Consider the following 21,627-nt stretch of genomic DNA (forward strand, 5'->3'; position numbering starts at 1 on the left):
CTTTCTAATCTGCGGTCTATGCACTATGAGCGATTGATCAACATGGTCTTGCGGGCCTATGGCCAAAGCAGCCGCCACGGTCTGGATCAAGAAACGCTGACCCTCTACTCAGAAGGCCCCTACACCCTCTACAAACTCACTTCCCATTTCGATCGCCGCTCCATTTTTGTGTTGGCCCAGAATCAGCGGGATATGTTTGTTTCTGGCGATGCGTTTAACAACAAGCTGATCCCAGGGGAATGGCAGGCGTGGCTGCACCAGAAAGCGCTGGGCATCGCTCCCGACACGGCCCAAGCGGGTTAGCTGCAGACCAGCTCTGCCGGGGAAGGATCCCCAAGCCTACGCCCGGCCTGTTGAGATCCAGCCCATGCTGACAATGGCCGCCTACTTCCAGCTCAGAGGGTGGTGGGATCCACAGGTCGCTCTACCTGTCCAGAATCTACCCGCCACTGGCCAAAACCCCAGGCTGAACCTGTCGGGGCACCACTGAGAGACGATCCAGATCGGCACAGTAGGCCAGATCCTGATCGTTTTCCGGCCCCAGACCCAACAACCGTTGCCCGTGGCTAGAGCGTCTCAACAAACCCAGCAGATCGTCCTGCCAAGTTTGGTAGAGGGCCAAGGCCGCCAAGGTCTCGTCGTTGCCCAACTGGTTCAAAGAGCAGCCCAAGCGATGCAGGATAGCCCCGGCACAGGCAGTATCTTCCAGTGAAAAGGCCCCTTCCCACCCGGATCCCACCAGCCACACCTCGGCAAAGGAGCCCCGTCTGAGAAAGTCCACCACGGCCCCCAAGTTCACCAGGGCTGCTGTAATCACCACTGGGATCCCTTCCAGGCGCTGTAGGCTGCGCGTGCCGTTGGTGGTGCTCAGGAAGATGCGCTTGTCCCGCACGCGGTCGGGAGTGTAGTCGAGGGGGGAGTTGCCCAGATCAAACCCCGCCACCGCTTTGCCCCCCCGTTCCCCGGCCAAAAGCCGCTGGGAAGCCGGCCAGTTTTGGCTTGCCTCTTGGAGCTGCTGCAGGTGGGCAAACACCTGTACCGCTTCTGCTCCTGCTGCCAGCGCTGTGGCAATGGTGGTGGTGGCCCGCAGCACATCAATGGCCACCGCACACTCCGGGATCCCAGATGAAGGCACCTGTTCGGGCGTATAGAAGTGGAAAAAACGCATGGGGGAAGAGGTAACGTCAGAACTCACGCCGGGCGAACACCAACACTGCCAGAATCAGCAGCAAAAGGGTGTAAACCAAGCCGTACAGTGCATCTCCGAGAAGTTCTGCTGGGGGCGGAACTTGGCCGTAAACCGCAGCATCTCTCAAATTGAGGCGCTCCAAATCCGGCAGGATCAAATAAATCACCTCAAACAGTTTGCCAAATCCGGCATCTTTCACCAGCTTGCTCAGTTGCAGCAGGGCGCGGCTGGCATGGCCCATCAGGAACAGGGCAATGGTGTAGAGGGTGGCCAGAATCGAGGAAGTGAAAACCCCGAACAGCAGGGCTGCGGCAACAATCAGCACCAGCTCTAAGAAAGTGAAGACTGTTGCCCAGAGAATGGCCAAAAGGGGGATCGGGGCCTGCACCAGCAGCAAGCTCAGCAGAAACACAACCGTCATCAGCAGCACCAGCACCGACAGCAGCGCCGATAGGCCCAGATGCTTGCCGACAATGAACTCTGCCCGGCTCATGGGTTTGGCGATCAGCACATACACCGTGCGTTTTTCAATCTCCTTATTCACCAGCCCTGTGCCCACGAAAATGGCCACGATCAGGCCGAAGAAGTGAATGGCTGCCAACCCCAGGTCGGCAATGATTTTGTTGTGGGCCTGGTTGGCCACCTGCGGGATCAAAACAGTGGCTCCCAGCATGGCCACCGCAAATACCATCACCAGGTAGAGAATCCGATCCCGAATCGTTTCCCGGAAAACGTTGTGGGCAATGGCCACCACGCGCGACGCATCCATGACTGAACCCAAAGCTGTGATGATCCGACTGATACACTGGTAACAAATCCAGCCTTTATTCTATGCAGTTCCAGGCCCAGATTCAGATTCACCTACGCCCCTCTGTTCTCGATCCTGCCGGGGCTGCGGTTCAGTCCAGCTTGCATCAGCTGGGGCATACCCAGGTACAGCAGGTGCGCATTGGCAAGCATATCCAACTGCAGCTAGAGGCCCCCGACGCCGAGACCGCCCACCGCCAGGTGGATGAGCTGTGCCATCAACTGCTGGCCAACCCGGTGATTGAGACTTATCAAATCCAAGTGGCTGCCATCGGTGGTTAATTTGATGGGTTCACGCGATTTGGGGTTGATCTGATGGCCATTCCAAAAATACCCCCAACCCCTCTTCCATCCCTCTAATTTGACCATCTTCTTTCCTCTCACTTAAGGGATCCCAATGGCTGGCGTGAGGTTTGGCGTTGTTGTTTTTCCGGGTTCCAACTGCGACCGAGATGTAGCCTGGGTAACCCGCGGCCTCTTGGGCTGCCCAACGCGGCTGATCTGGCACCGAGAGACGGATTTGTCGGAGCTGGATGTGGTGGTGCTGCCGGGGGGCTTCAGCTATGGGGATTATTTGCGTTGTGGGGCCATCGCTCGTTTTGCTCCGGTGATGGGATCCCTGAAGGAGCACGCGGCGCGAGGGGGCTATGTGCTGGGCATTTGCAATGGCTTTCAGATCTTGACAGAGGCAGGACTGCTGCGGGGGGCACTGGTGCGCAATGCCAACCTGCACTTTATCTGCGACCGAGTGGGGATCCGTATAGAACGGCAGGATCTTCCCTGGACAAGCGCGTATCCCCAGGGATCCACCCTAACCCTGCCCATCGCCCATGGGGAAGGCCGCTACACCTGCGACCCGGATACCCTCAAGCAATTGCAGGATCAAGGGCAGATCGTCCTTCGCTATGCTCCGGTTGCGCCCAACGGCTCTGTGGATAATATTGCCGGCATTTGCGATCCCAGCGGTCGGATCTTGGGTTTGATGCCCCACCCTGAGCGGGCAGCAGATCCCGATTTGCCAGGGCAAGATGGGATCCCCTTCTGGCAGTCGATTTTGCGCAGCTTCGCCGCCTAACTCTTCTCCAGGAGAACTCACCCCTGCCCCGGCCCTCGAGACAACACCTGGCGAACTTGATTCACCATCTCCTCGTGATCCACCACCGGCTTGGCAATGTAGCCATCTGCCCCGCTCTGGGCCAAGAATGCCTCGCGGTCGCCCCGCATGGCGTGGGCCGTCACCAAAATAATGGGGATGGAGCGGCTTTTTGGATCCCCCTTCAGCAGTTGGGCAATGCGGATCCCGTCCACCGCCTCGCCGCGAAAGGTGCTCTGGGACAGGGAAACATCCAACAAAATGACATCCACCTCGTGCCCCTGGGCCAGCTTCAAAATCTGCTCCACATCCTGGCTGTGAAAGACCTCAAAACCTCCCCGCCGTCGCAACACCTTCTCAAAAACACGGGCGTTGATCGGATCATCTTCCACCAGCAGCACTGTTGCCATCGTTAACCCAATCTTGAATCTGAACCCAAGCTAAGCTGTCTCTGGGATCCCAAAAGCCATCCTAAGGCATCCTTAGCGAGTTCAATTTGAGCAGTAGGACAAGCGTTCTCCTACAGAGTACTGAAGAGTACCGAAAAGGGTCTCAGTAGCTCTGAGAACTCCCCCCTCCTCTCCCAAAAGGAAGGATCCTCAGGTTGCCGCTACTTGACTATTTATTTTGGAATCACTCCATTCCGAGTTGCCGCTACCCAACCGCAAATAGGAAAGCCGGAGAGAGCTCCGGCCCCATCCAGAAGTAAACCTAAACCACAGGTATCAAAGGAGATTGACTTTCCTTCTGCCTTGCTTGAGCCCGACGCGGCAGGAACGGCAGCCATTACCCTAGGTTACTTCTTGGTAATTCTCGGAGTTTCCCGAAAGGCGACCGCGAAAAACAGAAGGCCCAACGTCAAAAACAGGATAAAGGTGTAGGTGATGGCTTCCATACGAAACCTCCAAGTCAGAATTGCTAAGGATTGCTAAGGGGGGCTTGATTCCAGATTAACTCAGAGCCGCCAGCACCCCATCTCCAAAGTGAAGCAGAGTGCCGACGGCATCGCCGAAAAGGGCTCTAGGCTTCCTGCACCTTGCGGGTAGTGGGATCCCCCACTTTCTGGAAGACGCCGAACTCCACCATTTCCTCGCTCATATTGGGGTCAATACCGGCGAACACATCGCGGAAGAGAGTGCGAGCGCCGTGCCAGATGTGGCCAAAGAAGAACAGCAGGGCAAAGACGGCGTGAGCAAAGGTAAACCAACCGCGGGGGCTGGTGTGGAAGGTGCCGTCCGCCTTGGGGGTTTCTCGGTCGAACTCAAACAACTGACCCAACTGGGCCTGGCGGGCATATTTCTTGACGGTTGCCGGGTCGGTAAACACCTGACCGTCCAGCTTGCCGCCGTAAAACTCCACCGTCACGCCCACCTGCTCAAAGCTATAGCGAGACTCTGCCCGACGGAAGGGAATGTCTGCCCGCACCACCCCATCGGCATCCCGCAGGATAACCGGGAAGGTCTCGAAGAAGTTGGGCATCCGCTGCACCGTCAGCTCCCGCCCTTCGCGGTCACGGAACACCGGGTAGCCCAGCCACTCGATGGCAATGCCATCCCCTTTGTTCATGGGGCCAGCTCGGAACAGACCCCCCTTGGCCGGGCTGTTGCCCACGTAGTCGTAGAAGAGCAAAGATTTGGGCAGGGAGTTGTAGGCCTCGCTGCGGGTCATCCCGGCTTCCATAGCCGCATTTACCCGGCGGTTAATCTCCTGGTTGAAATAGCCAGAATCCCATTGGTAGCGGGTGGGACCAAACAGCTCCACAGGGGTAGTGGCGCTGCCGTACCACATGGTTCCGGCCACCACAAAACCGGCAAAAAACACCGCCGCAATCGAGCTGGAAAGCACCGTCTCGATGTTCCCCATTCGCAGAGCGCGATAGAGGCGCTGGGGTGGGCGTACCGTGATGTGAAATAGACCTGCAATGATGCCCACGATGCCTGCAGCAATGTGGTGGGCCACCACCCCTCCGGCGTTGTAGGGGTTAAAACCGGCTGGCCCCCATTCCGGTGCTACCGGCTGGACGTGCCCCGTCGTCGCATAGGGATCGCTCACCCACATCCCCGGGCCAAACACCCCCGTCAGGTGAAAGGCGCCAAACCCAAAGCAGAGGATCCCGGCCAACAGCAGGTGGATCCCAAATATTTTCGGCAGATCCAAAGCCGGCTCGCCGGTGCGGGGATCCCGGAACAGCTCCAGATCCCAGTACACCCAGTGCCAGCAGGCCGCCAAGAAGAGCAATCCGGACAAAACGATATGAGCAGTAGCTACCCCTTCAAACGTCCAGAAGCCCGCATTGGCTACGCTCTCGCCGTAGATATTCCAACCGCCCCAGGAGTTGACCACCCCCAGGCGAACCATAAATGGCATGACAAACATGCCCTGACGCCACATCGGATTTAGGACAGGATCCGACGGATCGAAAATGGCCGTCTCATAAAGCGCCATCGACCCGGCCCAACCTGCTACCAGAGCGGTATGCATCAGGTGAACCGCGATCAGGCGACCTGGGTCATTCAGTACAACCGTATGGACCCGATACCACGGTAGTCCCATAAAGCTCGGTCCTCCACGTTCTCCAACACTTACGCGATATCCAGTCAAACAATTAAGCCGACATCTTACCTGGGATCCTGACCTGAGCAGTTTCTTCAGAGTCGGGGGGTACCGCACCCGCTTGAACCCCTGAGCGCACCCAAGAGGATATCGCTCTCAGAATTTCCATCACGGGCATCAAACAGTATAACGAAACGCTACCGACCTGAGTGGCTTCAGGCAGGATGCCGTCTCACTTTAGGCATCATCTTCCCAGATCTCTCGCCGGAGATTAAAAATATGACTTAAAATGTTACAATACTTAGCAACTGTGAGCGCTCTCCTGGCTCAGGCTGAAAGGTGTCGTGGTTTCTGGCAGGGGTATGGCAACGATCCGCTTCGTCAACGAGAACCGAGAGATCTTCGTCGCTGAAGGCGCTAACCTGCGCCTGAAGGCTCTGGAAAACCAGATCGATCTCTACAAAATGATGGCCAAGCTGCTCAACTGCGGCGGCAACGGCCAGTGTGGCACCTGTGTGGTGGAGATTGTTGAGGGATCCGAGAACCTCTCCCCTCGCACCGAGGCGGAAAACCGCAAGCTCAAGCGCAAGCCCGACAGCTACCGCCTTGCCTGCCAGACCAAGGTGTTGGGGGATGTTTCGGTCAAAACCAAGCCCTAGCCTTGGCCCGCCCGTTTTCCCTTTGGGCAAGTCGCACCTCAGAGTGGTATGCTGACTGCCAGTTGGGCTTGTGGCATTTGGAGTTATGGAGACGAACTACCTGGGCATCTTGGCCACTCTCTTAGTCGTTCTGGTGCCCGCCATCTTCCTGGTGATTTTGTACGTGCAAACCTCCAGCAGATCTGGTGACTGAGTGGGCAGCTCCTGCCGATTCAAATTGGGCAAGGGGTATTCCTAAAGCCGGTCAAAAGGGGGGATCCCCTGTGTAGGAGGGGATCCCTTTGCGTTGGACAAACTGAGAGTACTTGGGGGAGCGCCCTCAAGGTGCTAAGTCAAGCTGTGGCTTGGGCTGCCTTGGCTTGGTCGAAGGTTCCCGCAGGTTCATACAAAAACTCAAACAGGTTGCCGTCGGGATCCTTGCCATAGAAAGAGGCAGTGCCATCCCGGTGGCTGTGGATTTCCCCCACCAGGATCCCTTGGGATTTCAGGCGCTGGTGTTCTTGCTGGAGCTCCTCCAGGTTGTCGAAGACAAAGCCAAAGTGGGGCCCTGCTGCGCGATAGCCCGGCCCCAATAGCGCCAGCCCATCCTCTCCCGCCTTCATGTAGGCCCAGTCGGGATCCTGCCAGACGTTGACCATGCCCAGCTTTTGGTAGAACTCCACCGCCTTGGGGATGTCTTCTACCCGGATGGCGACATGCCCGAGTTGTCTAAGTGCCATGTCATCCTCTGTGCTCAAGTGAGCCAACTGCAACGGTTCTCCTCCAGATCAGCTTGACACACTCCCCACCCCGAAGGGTAGGGATCCCCGCAGCAAGACAGGGCTCTAGACCTGACTTCTTGAGAACTTGAGACAGGGATCCCAACCCAGTCCATAGGCAAGACAGACGATGGCCTTTTTCAAGCCTTCAGGGCAGGGATGGGCCAAGGCTTACCCTGTTGGCTGCGCGGCCAAGAACTGCTCCAGCTCACTCAAAGCCTCTGCATCCATTTTGGTTTGCATGGGGCAAAACTTTGGCCCACACATGGAGCAGAACTCTGCCGTTTTGTAGATATCTGCCGGCAAGGTCTCGTCGTGATATTCTCTGGCGCGTTCTGGATCCAAAGACAGTTCAAATTGTCGGTTCCAGTCGAAGTTATAGCGAGCTCTGGACATCTCATCATCGCGATCCCTGGCCCCAGGCCGGTGACGGGCAATGTCGGCAGCATGGGCGGCAATTTTGTAGGCAATGAGGCCGTTGCGCACGTCCTCTGCATTGGGCAAACCCAGGTGCTCTTTGGGGGTGACATAGCAAAGCATGGCTGCCCCGTACCAACCGGCTAAGGCTGCTCCAATGGCGGAGCTGATGTGGTCATAGCCTGCCGCAATATCGGTTACCAGAGGTCCCAAAACATAGAAGGGAGCCTCATCGCACTCTTCCATTTGCTTGCGCACGTTGAATTCAATTTGATCCATCGGCACGTGCCCCGGCCCTTCCACCATGACCTGCACATCGTGCTCCCAAGCCATACGGGTCAACTGGCCCAGGGTTTTCAACTCCGCCAGTTGTGCTTCATCAGAAGCATCGTGCAAGCATCCCGGTCGCAAAGAATCTCCCAGACTAAAAGAAACATCGTATTTCTTGAAAATCTCGATAATGTCGCGGAAGTGGGTATAAAGCGGGTTTTGTTTGTGGTGGGCCAACATCCAACGGGCCAGGATCCCACCCCCACGAGAAACAATTCCCGTCAGGCGGTGGCGTACCAACGGCAGATATTCGATCAGGATCCCGGCATGGATGGTCATGTAGTCCACCCCTTGCTGGGCCTGCTTTTCGATAATATGCAAGATATCTTCTGCCGAGAGTTTTTCGACATTGCCATGCACGCTTTCTAGGGCCTGGTAGATGGGCACCGTGCCAATGGGCACTGGAGAAGCTTGGATAATGGCTGTGCGAATTTCATCCAAATCGCCCCCGCCAGTGGACAGATCCATAACGGTATCGGCGCCGTATTTGATGGCCAATTTCAGCTTTTCCAGCTCTTCGGCCAAGCCGGAAGAAGTAGGGGAAGCGCCAATGTTGGCATTGACTTTGCACCGGGAAGCGATCCCAATGCACATCGGCTCGAGGTTGGTGTGATTGATGTTGGCAGGGATGATCATGCGACCCCGGGCCACTTCCGAGCGGATCAGTTCCGGCGGCAGGTTTTCCCGCTGGGCCACATACTCCATCTCTTCGGTAATCACGCCCTGACGGGCAAAGTGCATCTGCGTTACATTTGCTTGCCCACGGCGACGGGCAACCCATTCGCTGCGCATGTTGTCAACTCCAGTGCTCGCTTTCCTACGCTGGTATGAACCAGATCAGGTTCTGAGGATGTAATCTCAGCCTGGGGGGGGATCCCCAGACACTCCTAGCGTGGTGTGATCATATCACCGAAATAGAGATGAGGCGGGGAGCTTTATAGTCTTTATTAAAAGAGTTTGAGATAGTACTAACCCTCACCCCTGGCCTCTCTCCCCATGAGATCCTGACCCTCACAGGGATCCCAGCCAGCGCCGCCAGCTCCACCAGGGATCCTTTCCCTTGCTGGCCCTGAACAGTTCGGCCACTTCCTCGCCGGTGGGCTGGGCAATAAAAGTCTTCAAGACGCTGTAGAGGCCGGGCTCTTCCTGCTGCCACACGCTCCAGGGATCCGGATAGGCCCGAAACAGGGCCCCCTCCACCAGGGAGCGCAGGTAGTAGCTGGTCTCAAAGGTGCTCAGGAACCGCTGCCGCAGTCGGCGACCGGCCAGACCCACCCCCACGGTGGCGGCATCCTGCAATTGGGGGTTGAGGAGAACGACGGGTTTGGGATCCCGTCCTTTGGAAGTCAGTCCAGAGGGATCCCCGCCGCTGACCGCTTGGCAAACCCGCTCCACCTGATCCAAGCTGTAAACCGCTGGCATCACCAGCAGGAGGCTCTGTTCTGGGGTAGGTTGAGTCCGGGAAGTCAAGCTCTGTAATTCAATCCCTTCTGGCAGGGATCCCCACTCCCGCTGGGCCAGGGCTGCTCCGCCGGCATCGCTGAATAGCACCAAAGCAGGCGGTTGCAGCAGCTCCAAGAACGGGCGGGACAATACTTCTGGCTTGATGTCGGGGGCCAGGATCTCGATGAGCAGGCGGCGATATCCTGCTTGCATAGCCAGCCGTGTAGCCTGGATGGCCTGCTCACAGGCCTGGGCCAGGTCGATGGGCAAGTTGGGAAATTGGGTTAGTTGCAGTTGCTCGGCCACAGTCCAGTCCAATTATGATTCAGCCAGTAACCAGGGATGCTCAGCCAGAAGCTTCTTCCCAAGCCTTGTGGGTGAGCAACTCCTCCAGAACCCGCACCCCCCGCAGTTGGTTGGAAAGGGGTAGGTGGCCTTTGGGGGCAGACAGATCCCAGGTAAACTCGTCAGGGTAGCGAGTCCAGTGGTAGCCCTGTTTCCAGCCGATGAGGGGCCAAAGGCGCTCCCAGTTGCGGTTCACCCCCAGCCACAGTTGCCGCTGCACCGAGTAGCCAAAGCGATCCCCGGAGGCCGCCCGCCACAGGCGATCGATCGTGCGCAGATCCTCGACCGGGATCCGGCTCACCTCGGAAAAATACAGCCAGCCCCGCCGCGCCGCCCCCTCTCCTGCCGCCCGACATAGCAGTTGTAGGCTCAGCCGATCCGCCTCCAGCCAGGCTCCCGCCGATAACAGCTCCTGCAGAGGACGATAGTCGATATTCAGGGCTGAAGTCAGAGGGACGGTCACCATTGCCAAGTTGCAAAAGGTCTCCCTTGATTTTAGTCCCTGCTGTCCGTCCCCTCAGGTTTCAGGCGGGTACTTGGGCGGATCCCCGAAGAGGATGCGATAGCCGATGTACGCCACCCCCAACAGCCCTGCCAGGATCCACAAGAAAGCCGAAAAGGGCATGTAGGAAAAAAAGACAAGATAAACCCGGCGACTGAGCCAAGAAAAAATAAGATAGACTGCCGCCAAAATGCCGATCCCTTGCAAGGTGCGAAAAGCCGGCACCCGCGAGAGAGGCATGCGCTGCCGCGCCACCCAGATGGAGCTAAGAAAAGTCCAGGGAGGCACCAGCAGCAAGAACATATCCGCCTGCTTCACCACCGCCTGCCAGCCGGCGGTGTTGGTGGCATAGGCCAAGTAGCCCGCCCAGAGGACAAGAGTTACCGCTCCCAAGCCGATACTTAAGCTGAGCAAAAAAGGCTCCTCCCATTGGCCTGGGATCCAGTCGCAGAGAACCCAAACCACCCAAGGGGTGGCAAAGAGCAAAAGCGCAATGGCTAAGCCATTGGCGTTGAGCTGGGTAAAAAACGTCTCCAGAGTCATGAACAGCAAAAGGAGCGAACGTCACCTTGATGGTAATGATTCCTCCTTGAGGAAGCAATTCAATCCGCATACAAATCCACCTATTGTGGGCAATGCCCGCAAGGTTCACGGCCCGCCTGGGCACCCCGGTAAACGTTGCCAAGTAACACCAGCAGGGATAGGAGTAGGAAAAAGAAAAGGGATCCTTGACGCTGGCCAGGGATCCCTTCCTAAAAAGCTCAAGACATTTCTCCGGCACGCTGCTGAGGCAACTCATCCAAGCCAATCTCCCCTTTGGCAAGAAGGAAGCCCGGCACCGGATTACCACTCCTCTGGACCAATCTGCCCCAGTCTGTTAACCCAATCTACAGACCTTGCAGCACCGTATCTGGGCGGGCCGACAGGTTCTGGATGCGGGTATCCTGGGCAGGCGGGGTGTCTGCTTGGGTGAACACGCCGATCTGCCGCAAATACCGAGCCAAGGCATCTTGCTCGCTGCCGGGGGTGTCGAAGGTAATGCCAGAGCTGGGGGCCAAGTTGACCCGGTTGGGGTTAGACAGGCGAGGGAAGGGATAGTCATCCCCACCATTGGCCAAGAAGTCCAGGGTCACCAGGCGGAAGGTGCGTCTGGGATCCCCTTGCACTTGGCCGTTGCGCACCACCACATCCCGACCTGTGGGCGTATCCACCCGCAAGGAGAGGACGCGGGATCCCGGTGGCCGCGAGGGATCAAAGCTAAAGGCAAAGCCGCCAATTTGGGGGAAGCGGCCCGGCGTAGCTCCCGGCTGGGTTTGCGCCACCCCGTGTTCCACTATCTGCTTCAGTTCCTCAGCGGTGACGGTCAACAGAGAGAGGCCGTTGTTAAAAGCAAGGGCCGTTTCGATGTCCAGCTGAGAGATTTGACCGGACTGCTTGCCGGCTTCAGGGTTAGCCACCGGTGGGATGCGCCGCACCGGCTCACCGCCGCCGCCGCCGGTGGTAGCCCCAATGGGAGCGCGAATGCCACCGCCATTTTTCAGGGAGATAACCGTAGAAGGATCGACCGTTCTGGCGTAGGCCAAGTTGGCATCGGCAGTGAGGTTGCCCAGGTTGGTTTCCTCGGTGCGCACCTCTGCCCGCAGGCCGTTGAGAAATTGAGTGGTGGAGCCAAAGGTGCGGCCATCCTTGGTGCGGATGATGTTGCCGATCTCATTGGCCACCCGAACCACGTCAGGATTGGGGGTGCCCCTGACAGCTGCTACCCCTTGGTCGTCGGTGGCATAGGCACCGCTCACCGGGTCAATGCGGGCAATAACCCCGTTGGCGTCAAAGCTGACCACCAGGCGGCCCACGTAGCGATAGTTGGAGCCGGTGTTGACCACCGCCACCGGTTGACCACTGGCGGAGGAGCGCAAGATGGGGTAGTCACCCCTGCGGGTATCGGGCAAATCAGTGCGCAGGCGATCGGTGGGCTTGGCGATCACCTGGTGGGATCCGCCGGCAATGATGATGTCCACATTTCGCAATTGGCTGGCCAGGGCTACCTCGTTTTGCAACTGTTGCAGATGGGCTAGGAGGATAATTTTGTTGATGCCCTGAGCGGTGAGTTGATCGACGAAGCCCTGGATTAGAGCGGCACTCACCTGGTCAGTATCGTCCACCCTGCCTTCTACCCTCACCTCGGGGCCGGGGCTAGAGATGGCCGCCAAACGGGTGGTGGTGGCTCCCACCAGACCGATCCGCTGCCCTCCTACCGTGATCACCGCCGTCTTGGCGATCTTGCCGCGGATAGAGCTGGCCTCTTGACCATCAGCAGCAAAGTCAGAGCTAGCCAATTCGCCGGTACCGCTGAAGCTGAGGTTGGCGCTCAAGTAGGGAAAACGAGCCCCAGCGTAGCCGCGGCCAGTGTCGGGCCGGATGAGGTCGCGAATTTGGCGCGTGCCCTGGTCGAACTCGTGGTTGCCGAAGGCAGCCGCCTCAAAGCCAATGGCGTTGATGATCTCGATATCGGCTTTGCCAGGGGTGAGGTTGTAACGGCCTTGCAGAGACCGATCCGTGCTGGCGTTGTAGAAGGGGCTGGGGATATAGTTGTCCCCACTGGAGAGCACCACCGTATTTGGGAATTGGGGGCGCAGAGCATTCACCACCGCCGAGAAGCGCGGCGCATCTTGTACGGCAGCGATCGAGGCTTCCAAGTCGCTGGCATGTAGGATTTGCAGGGTAAAAGCGGGCGGCTGAGTCGAGAGAGCCACATTGGGATCCGAGGCGATAAACCCAGCCCCTCCGCCGGTTGGGGGAACCGAGCTGCTGCTACCGCAGGCGCTGGCCAGGCTCAGCACCAAACACCACAACCCGACCCACAGGGACCTGGCCAGAGGGTTCAGCCAATCCGGGAGCCATCTCTTGGCAGGGGCAGACCCTCGAGCACGGCAAGCTGGTTTCATGACAATTCCTTCAATCCATCCGCAAGAGAGGACGCATCCGCGTTCACGTTACCAGGGGTGGGATGGGGGTTTCGTTATGGCCTGTCTAAGGTTAGGTCAAGTTTAGGTTAAGCTTCCCCTGGATCCCAGCCAAATTGTTGCAAGTCCACCTGGCCCTCGGCGTCGAAGTGGATCCCTTCGGCTTGCAGCAGCGCTTTCTGCAGGTCGTCGTAGCCCAGGCGAAAAGGGGAGTAGGAAATGCAGCCCTGGGCGTTGATCACCCGGTGCCAAGGGATGTCGGTGTTTTGGCCTTGCAGGCGAAACAAAGCATAGCCCACCTGGCGAGCATAGCCGGGGTAACCGGCAACCCGCGCCACCTGCCCATAGGTGGCCACTCGGCCCGGCGGGATCCGCCGCACCACTTCGTAAAAGCGCTGGTAGAGGCTAGTAGATGGAGCGCTAGTGGAGCCAGACTGGGTCACAGGGATCCTCGCTCAAACTTGGCAGACAATGAAGTACGGAACTGATTGGCTCTCCGCATCCATGAGCTATTTGATCGCGGTACTGCCAGATCGTATGGCCGCTGAGGCGGCCTACAGCGCCCTGGAGCGAGCGGGCTTCCCGCTAGAGCGATTGCACCTACTGGGGCGAGGCTACAAAACCGCCGATGAGTTTGGGCTGATCGATCCGGCCCGAGCCGCCCGCCGTCAGATGCAGCGTTTGGCCATTTGGTTGGTGCCCTTTGGCTTTTTGGCTGGGGTGGGGTTCAGCGTTTTGAGTGGTTTGGATACCTTTGCCTGGGCGGGACCTATAGGCAACCACCTGATCGGCGGCCTATTGGGCGCGATGGGCGGGGCCATGGGCAGCTTTTTCGTCGGCGGCGGAGTGGGCTTGTCTGGTGGCTCCGGCGATGCTTTGGCTTACCGCAACCGCCTCGCTGCGGGCAAGTACGTGCTCATTGTGGAAGAAGAGAACGAAACCCGCCTCCGCGAAGCCACGCGGATTTTGCGCCAGTTTGAGCCGGAAAATCTGCAAGGGTACAGAGAGCGCCCCTAGACTGGGAGATCTGGGCAGCTATTGTAGAGAACTCAGGGAGGTCCAAAAGCATGTCTTGGCTGTGGCAGCAAGTCCCATCGCCGCTTGGGCGGTGGCGGAAGGAAGGGATCCCCAGCTTTGCCGCTGCTGGGGGTGCACTGGCAGTTACGGGGTTTTTTTCGCCGGCTTTTGCCCACCACGCCCTGGGAGGGAAACTGCCTGCAACGGCCTGGGAGGGATTTCTCTCCGGGCTGGCTCACCCTGTCATTGGCTTGGATCACCTGGCCTTCGTCGTGGCCATCGGTCTTGTGGCGGCGGGGCAGCCCTGGCGCTACGGGATCCCTTTGGGCTTTGTGTTGGCAGGTCTGGTGGGCACTGGGATCCACCTGGCCGGCTGGGATCCCCTGGGACTGACGGAGCTGGCCATTGCCTCTTCCGTGGTTCTCTTCGGCTTGCTGCTGGTGCAACCGCGGCAGATCCCAAGTTGGCTCTTGCTAATAGGGGGATCCCTGGCGGGGCTATTCCATGGCTATGCCTACGCCGAAACCATTATCGGCGCCCAACCCATGCCTTGGGTGGGATATCTACTGGGGTTGAGCACCGTCCAGTATGGGGTAGCTCTCCTGGCCCTTTGGGCAGCAGAACGCTGGGGGTTGCGGATCCCTGGCTTAACCCGCTGGGCCGGCTGGGCAATTACAGTGGTGGGGGCTGCCTTCCTGACCTTGGCAGTGGTGGGCGCGTAAAAAGCGCTAATTTTGCTCCCTTGCGCTCGGGATCCCCGATCCGGTACAAGGATAGCGGTGAAGATCTGTAAAACGAGGGGAGATCCCATGGAGCGCACCTTTATTGCCATCAAGCCAGACGGCGTGCAGCGGGGGCTGGTGGGCACCATCATTCAGCGCCTGGAGAGCCGAGGCTACCAATTGGTGGGCCTGAAGCTGATGCAGGTGAGCCAAGAGCTGGCGGAAGCCCATTACGCCGAACACAAGGAGCGCCCCTTCTTCCACAGTTTGGTGAAGTTCATTACCTCGGGGCCGGTGGTGGCTATGGTCTGGCAGGGCAAAGGGGTGATTGCTGCCGCCCGTAAGCTCATCGGCAAGACCAACCCCCTGGAGGCAGAACCGGGCACCATTCGCGGCGATTTTGGCATCGACATTGGCCGCAACCTCATTCACGGCTCCGATGGAGTTGAAACCGCGCAGCGGGAGATCGCCCTTTGGTTCGATGAGTCGGAATTGGTGAGCTGGACACCGGTTGCCCAAAGCTGGATTTATGAGTAGGTACTTGCTGCAGGCAAGGGGTAGTCGTGTTCGCAGGTTCCAGACCGGAAGTAGTGCAGAGCGCTAGGGCCGTGTTTCGAACTGGCTTCGGCTGGCCGCAAGCGGCTCTGTTGGAAGTGCCTTGAACCACCCCTTCTCTGCCAAAACTCGAGCGGCAAGCAGGATCTGTTTGCTACTGAATTGTTGTTTTCTATCTCCCCAGGCGTAGAAGCTTTCCACCAACTCTGCCGTCGTAGAAAGGTGCCCACGAGTCACGATCCAGTGGACAGTAGCCAGCAATTCTAGACCGTAGGGCGACTCAAAGCCCTCCACGAGGTCGCTGACACGCTCAAAGCGTTCTCTCGTCTCTGGCTGTCCAGCGAGATATCTATGGGCTTCCTCGACAGCACCGGGCACCAGTTCCAGCTTCTTGTCTGGTCGATCACCGCCCGAGCCGTACCCAGAGATGTAATATCCCTCGATTTCTTTGAGAACATGCCGCAAGTTCTCGGTGTAGGGTCCATGAACGCCCTTTGTAAATCGCAGGCGAAGCGGCTCCCCGGCTTCCTGCAGGAAGTACATCAGCTTGTGCAGCTCGAGCAGGGAAACGAAGGGAACCAGTAGGCCGTTGGTGTAACGTTCCATAAGGCCCACCAGCACCGCTCTTCCCGGCGTCAAGGAAGGGATCTGGCCGCGGCGCATGCTCTTCGGTAAAGGCTGAGGCCCGGTGGGCTCAAAGACAAGGATGTGGACGTCGGGAAGTTCTGCTAGCGCCTGCTCGATGCGGGAGCGCACATCGGGCCAATGAAGACCCCCGAGGCCGCAGCCTAGGGGTGGCAAAGCGACTGAGCGCAGACCAAGATGCCTGATCTCCTCGGCAAGGGACTTCAGCCCAGCTTCTATATCCTCGATCCGCGACTTCCCCCGCCAGTGGCGTTTTGTGGGGAAATTGATGATGTAGCGCGGATTGGTCAGGTTTCCGGTCTCGAAAACGAACATTTTGCCCGGTTGGACTTCCCCCCGCCGGCAGGCTGCGGCATAGGCCTTGAAGTTCCCAGGCCATGATTTCAAGTGCTGTCGCAGAACCAGTAACAAGAATCCCCTGCCTAAAAGCGGGGGGGGTATGTCAAAATCCCTTGCAAGTTGTCTACATGGGTAATGTGGTAGATTTTGGGACTTTCTGGAATTGGCGCCATACCTCCGCTCTACGATGCAGCTTTGAAAAAGGCAGAGCCAGATGCGCTTCAGTCGGAACGAGAGTTGAGACCGACAGGCTTTTGAGCAGTGGAGCTCTCGCTTGGCTCGGGCAGATAGAGACGTTCTTCCGAGGCGTCGTACTCAAACAGCTCTGCATAGCGTCCCCAGTCAATGGCGGTGGCAAACTGCCGTTCGGCTTCAGCGTGGGGGAAGTGTTCGTCCCAAAGATCCAAGAAGAAGTCCGCTCGCATGGAGCGGCTGCCTTTTTCTTCCAGAGTCTGCAAGATGCTGCGGAACACGGGAACCCGTGCCAATAGCTGTTGTCGGAAGAGATCCTTGCTGCGCAGGATGGTGGTGTTGGCAAAGTCCTGGCCAATTTCGGTCAGTTGCACCACCCCGCTGGCCACCTCGGCAAAGCCCAACAGCACCGCCGCATCCAAAATCGGCAGCAGATCGTCCACGGCCAGTTGCAGCCGCTCGGCCAAATCGGCAATCTCCGCCCGCCCTTGCGGCCACTCCACGATCAACTCCAGCAGACCGCTGATCCCGCCCACCCGCGCATGGGGCAGAGGCAAGGCATAGGGGGAAGTGGCCTTATCACCAGCCAGCGCAGGCAGAGCCACCTCTCCGGTAACAGCAATTTCGGGGTTGGTCATGATCTCGTAGATGTAGTCCACCAAGGACTTGAAGCGGGGATCCGTGCGCTCGTGAGGCCGCGGCAGATCTATTCTCACCTCCCCCCGGATCCGCCCCGGGTTGGATCCCAGAATCACCACCCGATCCGCTAAAAACACCGCCTCTTCGATGTTGTGGGTAACGATGAGGATGCTTTGGGAAGGGAAGGCTTGCGCATTCCACAGCTCATCAATTTCCCCCCGCAGGTTTTCGGCAGTCAGCACATCCAAGGCGCTGAAGGGCTCATCCATAAACAGCACCTTGGGCTCCAAGACAAAGGCGCGGGCAAAGCCCACCCGCTGCTTCATCCCCCCCGAAAGCTCCTTGGGGTAAGCGTTCTCAAACCCATCCAAGCCCACCAAGTCAATGGCCTTCAGGGCCTTTTGCCGGCGGATCTCGCGGGGGATCCCTCGGGCTTGCAGCCCCAGCTCCACATTTTCTTGCACCGTCAGCCAAGGCAGAAGGGCAAAACTTTGAAACACCATCGCCACATCTGGGTTAGGCCCACGTAGAGGCTGGCCGTTGCTCAGCACCCGCCCTTGACTGGGGGGGATCAGGCCCGCCATGATGCGCAGAAGGGTGCTTTTGCCGCTGCCGCTACGGCCCAGCAGAGCCAAGACTTCCCCAGCCCGCACCTGCAGGTCAATCTGGCTTAAAACGGTAAACTCCCCCTTGCCCTCTGGCAAAGGAAAGCGCTTGTAGACTTTCTCGACCTCGATCAAAACGGGGGAAGCTGCAGAGCTCATATTGCCTCAGAAATTGAAAAGACTAAAGGTGATACTTTTCTTCCGCCAACTGATACAGCCGTCGCCAGAAGAGGCGGTTAAGGCCCACCACAAACAAGCTCATCATGCCAATGCCCAAGGTAATGCGGGGCCAGTCTCCCACCGCCGTTGCCTCAGCAATGTAGGTGCCCAATCCTGTAGCCTTGAGGGTGGTGGATCCCCAGGCCACAATCTCCGAGACAATGCTGGCGTTCCAAGCGCCGCCGCTGGCCGTGATTCCCCCGGTGACCCAGGCGGAAAAGATCCCTGGAATGATCAGCTTTCGCCAGCGCTGCCATCCTCGTAAGCCCACATCCACAGCCATTTCTCGCAAGTCTGTGGGGATGCTCTGGGCGCCGGCAATGGAGTTGAAAAGGATGTACCACTGTGCCCCCAACGACATGAGCAAAATGCTGCCCCACTCAATGCTGATCTGGGCGCGGATAAAAAACAACGTGGCAAAGGGAAAAAGGAAATTGGCCGGGAAAGCTGCCAGAAATTGCACCACCGGCTGCAGCAGTTTCGCCAGTTTTGGATTAAAGCCAATGGCCACCCCAATGGGAGTCCAGATCACCGTGGCGAACACCAGCAACACGCTAACCCGCAGCAAGGTGAGGATCCCTAGCCCGAAGGTCAGCACCACCTCCCCAAAGCCCACAGTGGTGGCCACAAAATAAACAATCCAAATCCCAATGCCGCCAATAGCTGCCCAGGAAAGCTGGGTTAGCAGCCGCTCGCGGCGTCGCTCGGCCTCAGGACTAAGGGGATCCACCCAACGGGGGCGAGTTAAGTGGGACAACAGCCGATCCACCAACTCTGCCAAGGGGGACAGCCAACTGCCGATCAGCCGCGGGATCCGCGCCGTGGTCAGCAGATCGTACAGCCAGGATTCGGGGGCGGCAGCCCCGCTGCTCTGTTCCAGGCGAAACTTATCCGACCAAGCCACCAAAGGCCGCCAGAAAAGCTGATCCACCAGCAGGATGACCCCGGCCATGGTCAGGAGCGCCCAGCCCAGCTTGGGCAGATCCTCCGCCTGGACGGCCGCTTCCACATAGGATCCCAGGCCCGGCAGCGTGTATTCCTGGTTGAGCACGCTGATGGCTTCGCTGGCTGCCACAAAGAACCACCCTCCGCCAAAGCTCATCATGGCGTTCCAGATGAGGCCCACCATTGCCGCCGGCACTTCCAACTGGGTAAAGCGCTGCCACCCCGACAGGCGATACAAGGTAGCCGCTTCCACCAACTCTTGAGGCAGCGTGCGCAGGGATTGGTAGAAGGAAAAGGTCATGTTCCAGACTTGGCTGGTGAAGATGGCAAAGATAGAAGCCGCCTCCAGCCCCAGCAAGCTGCCGGGAAAAAGGGCAATAAAGCCGGTGACGGTAATGGAGAGAAACCCCAACACCGGCACCGATTGCAAGACATCCAACAGAGGGATCAAAATTCGCTCGGCCCAGCGGCTTTTGGCAGCAATGTAGCCATAGACCAAGGTAAAAAGGGTGGAAAAGGCCAAGGCAATGAACATGCGCAAGGTGGAGCGGGCCGCATAGTAGGGCAGGTTGCGCGGATCCAAGTCGATCCGGGGCACCACCGCCGGGGGCTGAAACCGCTCAAAAGCCCCTACCCCCACCTGCGCCACCAAGGCCAGGAGAACCAACGTGCCCAGAATGATGGCCCCATCGGCAGCCCCCGCTGGCAGCCGACGCAGCGCCTCCGGAGAAGGAAAAGTCCTCATCTTCCCTGACCAAGCCCGGCATCCGCGCCCAGTGTACACCGTTTGCGGTTAGCCAGGATCCAGCCGGCTACTCTTCCGGCAAGTCGGGGGGAGACTCCTTCCACTGGGGATCGTCCAAGATGGCTTTTTTGGTCTGCTTGAGTTGTTTCCACAGCTCCTTGATTTGCCGGTAGGCTTCTTCCGGGGTAATTTTGCCCCCGGTTTCCAAGCTACAAATCAAGGACACTTTATTGCTAAATTCCTGCAGGTTGGCATCAAAAACTAGGTTCTGCGGCTTCACTTCGCCCCAGTAGGGATAGCGAGGCGAAATGAATTCATCTTTGTTGGGAGGTTTGTTGGGAGGAGTTGGTTCTGCCACGGCCTAACCAGGGTAAAAGAATGGTTCACAACAAGAAGGTCAACATGAAAAGCTCCATTAAAGCAGGATCTACTAGCCCAGTTTATGGGCGTTTTCTCTTAACCGGCTTGGGTACTTTTGTGGGATCTCGCAGAGGATAAAACGGCTCTTGAATAGACGCTTCCCCACGTGTCGAGGGGGTGGAACTCTTCCTGGCTTTGGGTTGGGGGGTTGAACGCTTCAGGCGTGGGCGCGGCGGCGTTTTGAGCACAGGGCCGATGGGAGTGCCCGCCTCCACATAGAGCAGGGATCCACGGCGGCGCACCTGCAGATCCCAGAAATTGCCTACCCCTTTGCCCGGCAGGGATCCAATCAGGCGCAATTTGAAGGCTTGGGGCTTGGAGGCTGCAGTTCCATCCTTCTGGACTCGCTGAGAGGGAGAGTTGGCGGAAGCTTTTTTGCCCGATTGACGGATCTTGACGATGATGAACCCTTTCTCCTGCGATTGAAAAACGACCTCGCCCCGGATGGAAAACCAATCCGGCACCACTGTTGGACGGGATCCCTCGGGGAGAGTTCGCCCCATTTCTTCTGGGGCCCACACCCCCAGCAACTGCACGTGCAGATCTTCGGTTTTGTCGCGGGTGCGAGGATAAACCACCCACAGATAGTTGCGTTCCGGCCGTAGATGCTTGCGTACCAGGCTCATCACCCGGCCCAGCAATACGGCATTCAGATCCAAGCCATCCGAGGTGCGCAAAATCCCGCGGGTAAAGTGCTCTGGGGAGGGGATGTATTGCCCTTCGATGAGGCCGATGGCTCGGTATTGCATCTTCTCCCCAGGCGGGGGGATGGGTTCCAAACAGACTCGCTCTTTCTTTTCTTCCAAGCTAGCAGTGGTACTGACAACAGGCTGCAAGGACTCCGTCCCGCTGTCGCGAACAGCACCAGGAGCTGCCGCAGGATCCTGAGCTTTCGCTGATGACAGGGATCCCTTGGCCTCACCCGTTGAGCTGGGTCTGGGGGGCCGTACCGGTCGAAAGGGAGGTCTCAGATCGGAGGACATTGTGACGGTTCCGTTGCTGTCAATTCAGAATGCTCGGCGGCAGACATTTACCGTTGCAAAAACAGGCCATAACTTTGCTCTTGACCCAAGACCTGCTCAACACACCATTCACTAGCCTAACAACGCCCAACAGCGTCTTTCCATCCTGCTTCCATTGACAAACTCCCAGCAGGTGCCCTCGTCGGGAACTGGGGAGCCAGCAGTTGTCAACACTGTAGCCGACTTGTAGCCAATACTAGCAACTGTTCCAAGGGAATGGTTCTCAGGCCGCAGAATGTTTATCCCCCAGACAGAACCATTTCATCTTTATGGTCATTTCGATTCGAACTAGGACATTATACTCACACCCAAAACATTGAAGGTGCAGAGCCAGAAGGCTTTTCTCAGTAGCCCAGGCGTCTCACCCTAAGCTGAAACGAATAGAGTACCTGTAGTTTTTTCCGGCAACGCTGACTGGAGGTGTTTCTGCACAGCCGGGATCCGACTGACCGATCCCCAGGGCTCCCGCAAAGGCTGGGGCGCATGATCTTTCCCGAGCCGAT

Annotated in this window: 25 protein-coding genes and 1 riboswitch; of the genes, 8 read left to right on the plus strand and 17 right to left on the minus strand. The window is 58.1% G+C overall.

All coding sequences use genetic code 11. The features are described from left to right. Positions 1–18 precede the first annotated feature (18 nt). On the plus strand, positions 19–303 hold the full coding sequence (locus tag ACVWY9_RS10190; protein ID WP_011431955.1) for a hypothetical protein: 285 nt from the start codon (positions 19–21) through the stop codon (positions 301–303). Positions 304–439: 136 nt separating this feature from the next. Here ACVWY9_RS10190 and ACVWY9_RS10195 read toward each other — a convergent pair whose 3' ends face one another. Continuing rightward, the gene (locus tag ACVWY9_RS10195) at positions 440–1,168 is read right to left on the minus strand and encodes a 2-phosphosulfolactate phosphatase family protein (RefSeq protein WP_011431954.1); all 729 of its coding nucleotides are present in this window, start codon (positions 1,166–1,168) and stop codon (positions 440–442) included. Between the two features lie 16 nt (positions 1,169–1,184). Next, entirely contained in the window at positions 1,185–1,958 is a 774-nt protein-coding gene (locus ACVWY9_RS10200) for an ABC transporter permease (protein ID WP_414330211.1), read from the minus strand. A 62-nt stretch (positions 1,959–2,020) separates the two neighbouring features. Here ACVWY9_RS10200 and purS point away from each other — a divergent pair, with 62 nt between their 5' ends. Beyond that, a complete protein-coding gene (purS, locus tag ACVWY9_RS10205; RefSeq protein ID WP_011431952.1) occupies positions 2,021–2,278 on the plus strand; it encodes a phosphoribosylformylglycinamidine synthase subunit PurS in 258 nt (85 codons plus the stop codon). A 115-nt stretch (positions 2,279–2,393) separates the two neighbouring features. Continuing rightward, entirely contained in the window at positions 2,394–3,071 is a 678-nt protein-coding gene (gene purQ, locus ACVWY9_RS10210) for a phosphoribosylformylglycinamidine synthase subunit PurQ (RefSeq protein ID WP_457388269.1), read from the plus strand. Between the two features lie 17 nt (positions 3,072–3,088). Here purQ and ACVWY9_RS10215 read toward each other — a convergent pair whose 3' ends face one another. The 3 genes from ACVWY9_RS10215 to psbB all read right to left on the minus strand — a co-directional run bounded on the left by ACVWY9_RS10215 (position 3,089) and on the right by psbB (position 5,642). After that, the gene (locus ACVWY9_RS10215; protein ID WP_457388270.1) at positions 3,089–3,499 is read right to left on the minus strand and encodes a response regulator; all 411 of its coding nucleotides are present in this window, start codon (positions 3,497–3,499) and stop codon (positions 3,089–3,091) included. A 386-nt stretch (positions 3,500–3,885) separates the two neighbouring features. Beyond that, a complete protein-coding gene (locus ACVWY9_RS10220; RefSeq protein WP_011431949.1) occupies positions 3,886–3,984 on the minus strand; it encodes a photosystem II reaction center protein T in 99 nt (32 codons plus the stop codon). 125 nt (positions 3,985–4,109) lie between these two features. Further along, complete coding sequence (gene psbB, locus ACVWY9_RS10225) at positions 4,110–5,642, minus strand: photosystem II chlorophyll-binding protein CP47 (protein ID WP_011431948.1); 1,533 nt, start codon at positions 5,640–5,642, stop codon at positions 4,110–4,112. 362 nt (positions 5,643–6,004) lie between these two features. Here psbB and ACVWY9_RS10230 point away from each other — a divergent pair, with 362 nt between their 5' ends. Both ACVWY9_RS10230 and psbM read left to right on the plus strand, forming a co-directional pair. Further along, positions 6,005–6,301 (plus strand): 2Fe-2S iron-sulfur cluster-binding protein, encoded by a 297-nt coding sequence (locus tag ACVWY9_RS10230; protein WP_011431947.1) that lies wholly within the window; start codon positions 6,005–6,007, stop codon positions 6,299–6,301. A gap of 85 nt (positions 6,302–6,386) precedes the next feature. After that, a complete protein-coding gene (gene psbM / locus ACVWY9_RS10235) occupies positions 6,387–6,494 on the plus strand; it encodes a photosystem II reaction center protein PsbM (protein WP_071818137.1) in 108 nt (35 codons plus the stop codon). Between the two features lie 139 nt (positions 6,495–6,633). On the opposite strand, the gene ACVWY9_RS10240 is transcribed toward psbM, so the two are convergent. From ACVWY9_RS10240 to ACVWY9_RS10270, 7 genes are all read right to left on the minus strand, one after another. Then, complete coding sequence (locus ACVWY9_RS10240; protein ID WP_457388271.1) at positions 6,634–7,020, minus strand: VOC family protein; 387 nt, start codon at positions 7,018–7,020, stop codon at positions 6,634–6,636. 210 nt (positions 7,021–7,230) lie between these two features. Then, the gene (gene thiC / locus ACVWY9_RS10245; RefSeq protein ID WP_414330011.1) at positions 7,231–8,598 is read right to left on the minus strand and encodes a phosphomethylpyrimidine synthase ThiC; all 1,368 of its coding nucleotides are present in this window, start codon (positions 8,596–8,598) and stop codon (positions 7,231–7,233) included. A 5-nt stretch (positions 8,599–8,603) separates the two neighbouring features. Beyond that, positions 8,604–8,705, minus strand: a riboswitch (TPP riboswitch). A 112-nt stretch (positions 8,706–8,817) separates the two neighbouring features. Beyond that, positions 8,818–9,567 (minus strand): DUF1995 family protein, encoded by a 750-nt coding sequence (locus ACVWY9_RS10250; RefSeq protein WP_457388272.1) that lies wholly within the window; start codon positions 9,565–9,567, stop codon positions 8,818–8,820. Positions 9,568–9,595: 28 nt separating this feature from the next. Further along, a complete protein-coding gene (locus ACVWY9_RS10255; protein ID WP_457388273.1) occupies positions 9,596–10,060 on the minus strand; it encodes a GUN4 domain-containing protein in 465 nt (154 codons plus the stop codon). A gap of 51 nt (positions 10,061–10,111) precedes the next feature. Further along, on the minus strand, positions 10,112–10,639 hold the full coding sequence (locus tag ACVWY9_RS10260; protein ID WP_457388274.1) for a hypothetical protein: 528 nt from the start codon (positions 10,637–10,639) through the stop codon (positions 10,112–10,114). A gap of 344 nt (positions 10,640–10,983) precedes the next feature. Then, positions 10,984–12,936 (minus strand): bifunctional metallophosphatase/5'-nucleotidase, encoded by a 1,953-nt coding sequence (locus ACVWY9_RS10265; RefSeq protein ID WP_457388285.1) that lies wholly within the window; start codon positions 12,934–12,936, stop codon positions 10,984–10,986. 212 nt (positions 12,937–13,148) lie between these two features. Beyond that, positions 13,149–13,502 carry an MGMT family protein gene (locus ACVWY9_RS10270; RefSeq protein ID WP_457388275.1) on the minus strand — a complete coding sequence of 118 codons (354 nt, stop codon included), beginning with the start codon at positions 13,500–13,502 and terminating at the stop codon, positions 13,149–13,151. A gap of 61 nt (positions 13,503–13,563) precedes the next feature. Between ACVWY9_RS10270 and ACVWY9_RS10275 the strand changes: the two genes are divergently transcribed. The 3 genes from ACVWY9_RS10275 to ndk all read left to right on the plus strand — a co-directional run bounded on the left by ACVWY9_RS10275 (position 13,564) and on the right by ndk (position 15,335). Next, complete coding sequence (locus tag ACVWY9_RS10275; protein ID WP_457388286.1) at positions 13,564–14,076, plus strand: hypothetical protein; 513 nt, start codon at positions 13,564–13,566, stop codon at positions 14,074–14,076. A 50-nt stretch (positions 14,077–14,126) separates the two neighbouring features. Next, positions 14,127–14,798: a HupE/UreJ family protein gene (locus tag ACVWY9_RS10280; RefSeq protein WP_011431938.1), complete on the plus strand. Its 672-nt coding sequence runs from the start codon at positions 14,127–14,129 to the stop codon at positions 14,796–14,798. Positions 14,799–14,885: 87 nt separating this feature from the next. Next, positions 14,886–15,335: a nucleoside-diphosphate kinase gene (gene ndk / locus ACVWY9_RS10285; protein WP_457388276.1), complete on the plus strand. Its 450-nt coding sequence runs from the start codon at positions 14,886–14,888 to the stop codon at positions 15,333–15,335. A 63-nt stretch (positions 15,336–15,398) separates the two neighbouring features. Here the strand turns inward: ndk and darG are convergent, their stop codons facing one another. The 5 genes from darG to ACVWY9_RS10310 form a co-directional block, all read right to left on the minus strand. Further along, a complete protein-coding gene (darG, locus tag ACVWY9_RS10290; protein WP_457388277.1) occupies positions 15,399–16,409 on the minus strand; it encodes a type II toxin-antitoxin system antitoxin DNA ADP-ribosyl glycohydrolase DarG in 1,011 nt (336 codons plus the stop codon). Positions 16,410–16,558: 149 nt separating this feature from the next. Continuing rightward, positions 16,559–17,932, minus strand: coding sequence for an ABC transporter ATP-binding protein (locus ACVWY9_RS10295; protein ID WP_414331442.1), 1,374 nt, complete (start codon positions 17,930–17,932; stop codon positions 16,559–16,561). 22 nt (positions 17,933–17,954) lie between these two features. Then, positions 17,955–19,682 carry an ABC transporter permease gene (locus ACVWY9_RS10300; protein ID WP_457388278.1) on the minus strand — a complete coding sequence of 576 codons (1,728 nt, stop codon included), beginning with the start codon at positions 19,680–19,682 and terminating at the stop codon, positions 17,955–17,957. A gap of 67 nt (positions 19,683–19,749) precedes the next feature. Continuing rightward, the gene (locus ACVWY9_RS10305; RefSeq protein ID WP_414331448.1) at positions 19,750–20,040 is read right to left on the minus strand and encodes a DUF7219 family protein; all 291 of its coding nucleotides are present in this window, start codon (positions 20,038–20,040) and stop codon (positions 19,750–19,752) included. An 82-nt stretch (positions 20,041–20,122) separates the two neighbouring features. Then, positions 20,123–21,085, minus strand: coding sequence for a hypothetical protein (locus ACVWY9_RS10310; protein ID WP_457388279.1), 963 nt, complete (start codon positions 21,083–21,085; stop codon positions 20,123–20,125). Between the last annotated feature and the right edge of the window lie 542 nt (positions 21,086–21,627).

This window comes from Thermostichus sp. OS-CIW-31 (genome assembly GCF_054060305.1).

Excerpts from the sequence above, each read along its gene's own strand:
- ACVWY9_RS10190 (WP_011431955.1), top strand. The coding sequence starts at position 19 with ATGCACTATGAGCGATTGATCAACATGGTCTTGCGGGCCTATGGCCAA.
- ACVWY9_RS10195 (WP_011431954.1), bottom strand. The coding sequence starts at position 1,168 with ATGCGTTTTTTCCACTTCTATACGCCCGAACAGGTGCCTTCATCTGGG.
- ACVWY9_RS10200 (WP_414330211.1), bottom strand. The coding sequence starts at position 1,958 with ATGGATGCGTCGCGCGTGGTGGCCATTGCCCACAACGTTTTCCGGGAA.
- purS (WP_011431952.1), top strand. The coding sequence starts at position 2,021 with ATGCAGTTCCAGGCCCAGATTCAGATTCACCTACGCCCCTCTGTTCTC.
- purQ (WP_457388269.1), top strand. The coding sequence starts at position 2,394 with ATGGCTGGCGTGAGGTTTGGCGTTGTTGTTTTTCCGGGTTCCAACTGC.
- ACVWY9_RS10215 (WP_457388270.1), bottom strand. The coding sequence starts at position 3,499 with ATGGCAACAGTGCTGCTGGTGGAAGATGATCCGATCAACGCCCGTGTT.
- ACVWY9_RS10220 (WP_011431949.1), bottom strand. The coding sequence starts at position 3,984 with ATGGAAGCCATCACCTACACCTTTATCCTGTTTTTGACGTTGGGCCTT.
- psbB (WP_011431948.1), bottom strand. The coding sequence starts at position 5,642 with ATGGGACTACCGTGGTATCGGGTCCATACGGTTGTACTGAATGACCCA.
- ACVWY9_RS10230 (WP_011431947.1), top strand. The coding sequence starts at position 6,005 with ATGGCAACGATCCGCTTCGTCAACGAGAACCGAGAGATCTTCGTCGCT.
- psbM (WP_071818137.1), top strand. The coding sequence starts at position 6,387 with ATGGAGACGAACTACCTGGGCATCTTGGCCACTCTCTTAGTCGTTCTG.
- ACVWY9_RS10240 (WP_457388271.1), bottom strand. The coding sequence starts at position 7,020 with ATGGCACTTAGACAACTCGGGCATGTCGCCATCCGGGTAGAAGACATC.
- thiC (WP_414330011.1), bottom strand. The coding sequence starts at position 8,598 with ATGCGCAGCGAATGGGTTGCCCGTCGCCGTGGGCAAGCAAATGTAACG.
- ACVWY9_RS10255 (WP_457388273.1), bottom strand. The coding sequence starts at position 10,060 with ATGGTGACCGTCCCTCTGACTTCAGCCCTGAATATCGACTATCGTCCT.
- ACVWY9_RS10260 (WP_457388274.1), bottom strand. The coding sequence starts at position 10,639 with ATGACTCTGGAGACGTTTTTTACCCAGCTCAACGCCAATGGCTTAGCC.
- ACVWY9_RS10275 (WP_457388286.1), top strand. The coding sequence starts at position 13,564 with ATGAGCTATTTGATCGCGGTACTGCCAGATCGTATGGCCGCTGAGGCG.
- ACVWY9_RS10280 (WP_011431938.1), top strand. The coding sequence starts at position 14,127 with ATGTCTTGGCTGTGGCAGCAAGTCCCATCGCCGCTTGGGCGGTGGCGG.
- ndk (WP_457388276.1), top strand. The coding sequence starts at position 14,886 with ATGGAGCGCACCTTTATTGCCATCAAGCCAGACGGCGTGCAGCGGGGG.
- ACVWY9_RS10295 (WP_414331442.1), bottom strand. The coding sequence starts at position 17,932 with ATGAGCTCTGCAGCTTCCCCCGTTTTGATCGAGGTCGAGAAAGTCTAC.
- ACVWY9_RS10300 (WP_457388278.1), bottom strand. The coding sequence starts at position 19,682 with ATGAGGACTTTTCCTTCTCCGGAGGCGCTGCGTCGGCTGCCAGCGGGG.
- ACVWY9_RS10310 (WP_457388279.1), bottom strand. The coding sequence starts at position 21,085 with ATGTCCTCCGATCTGAGACCTCCCTTTCGACCGGTACGGCCCCCCAGA.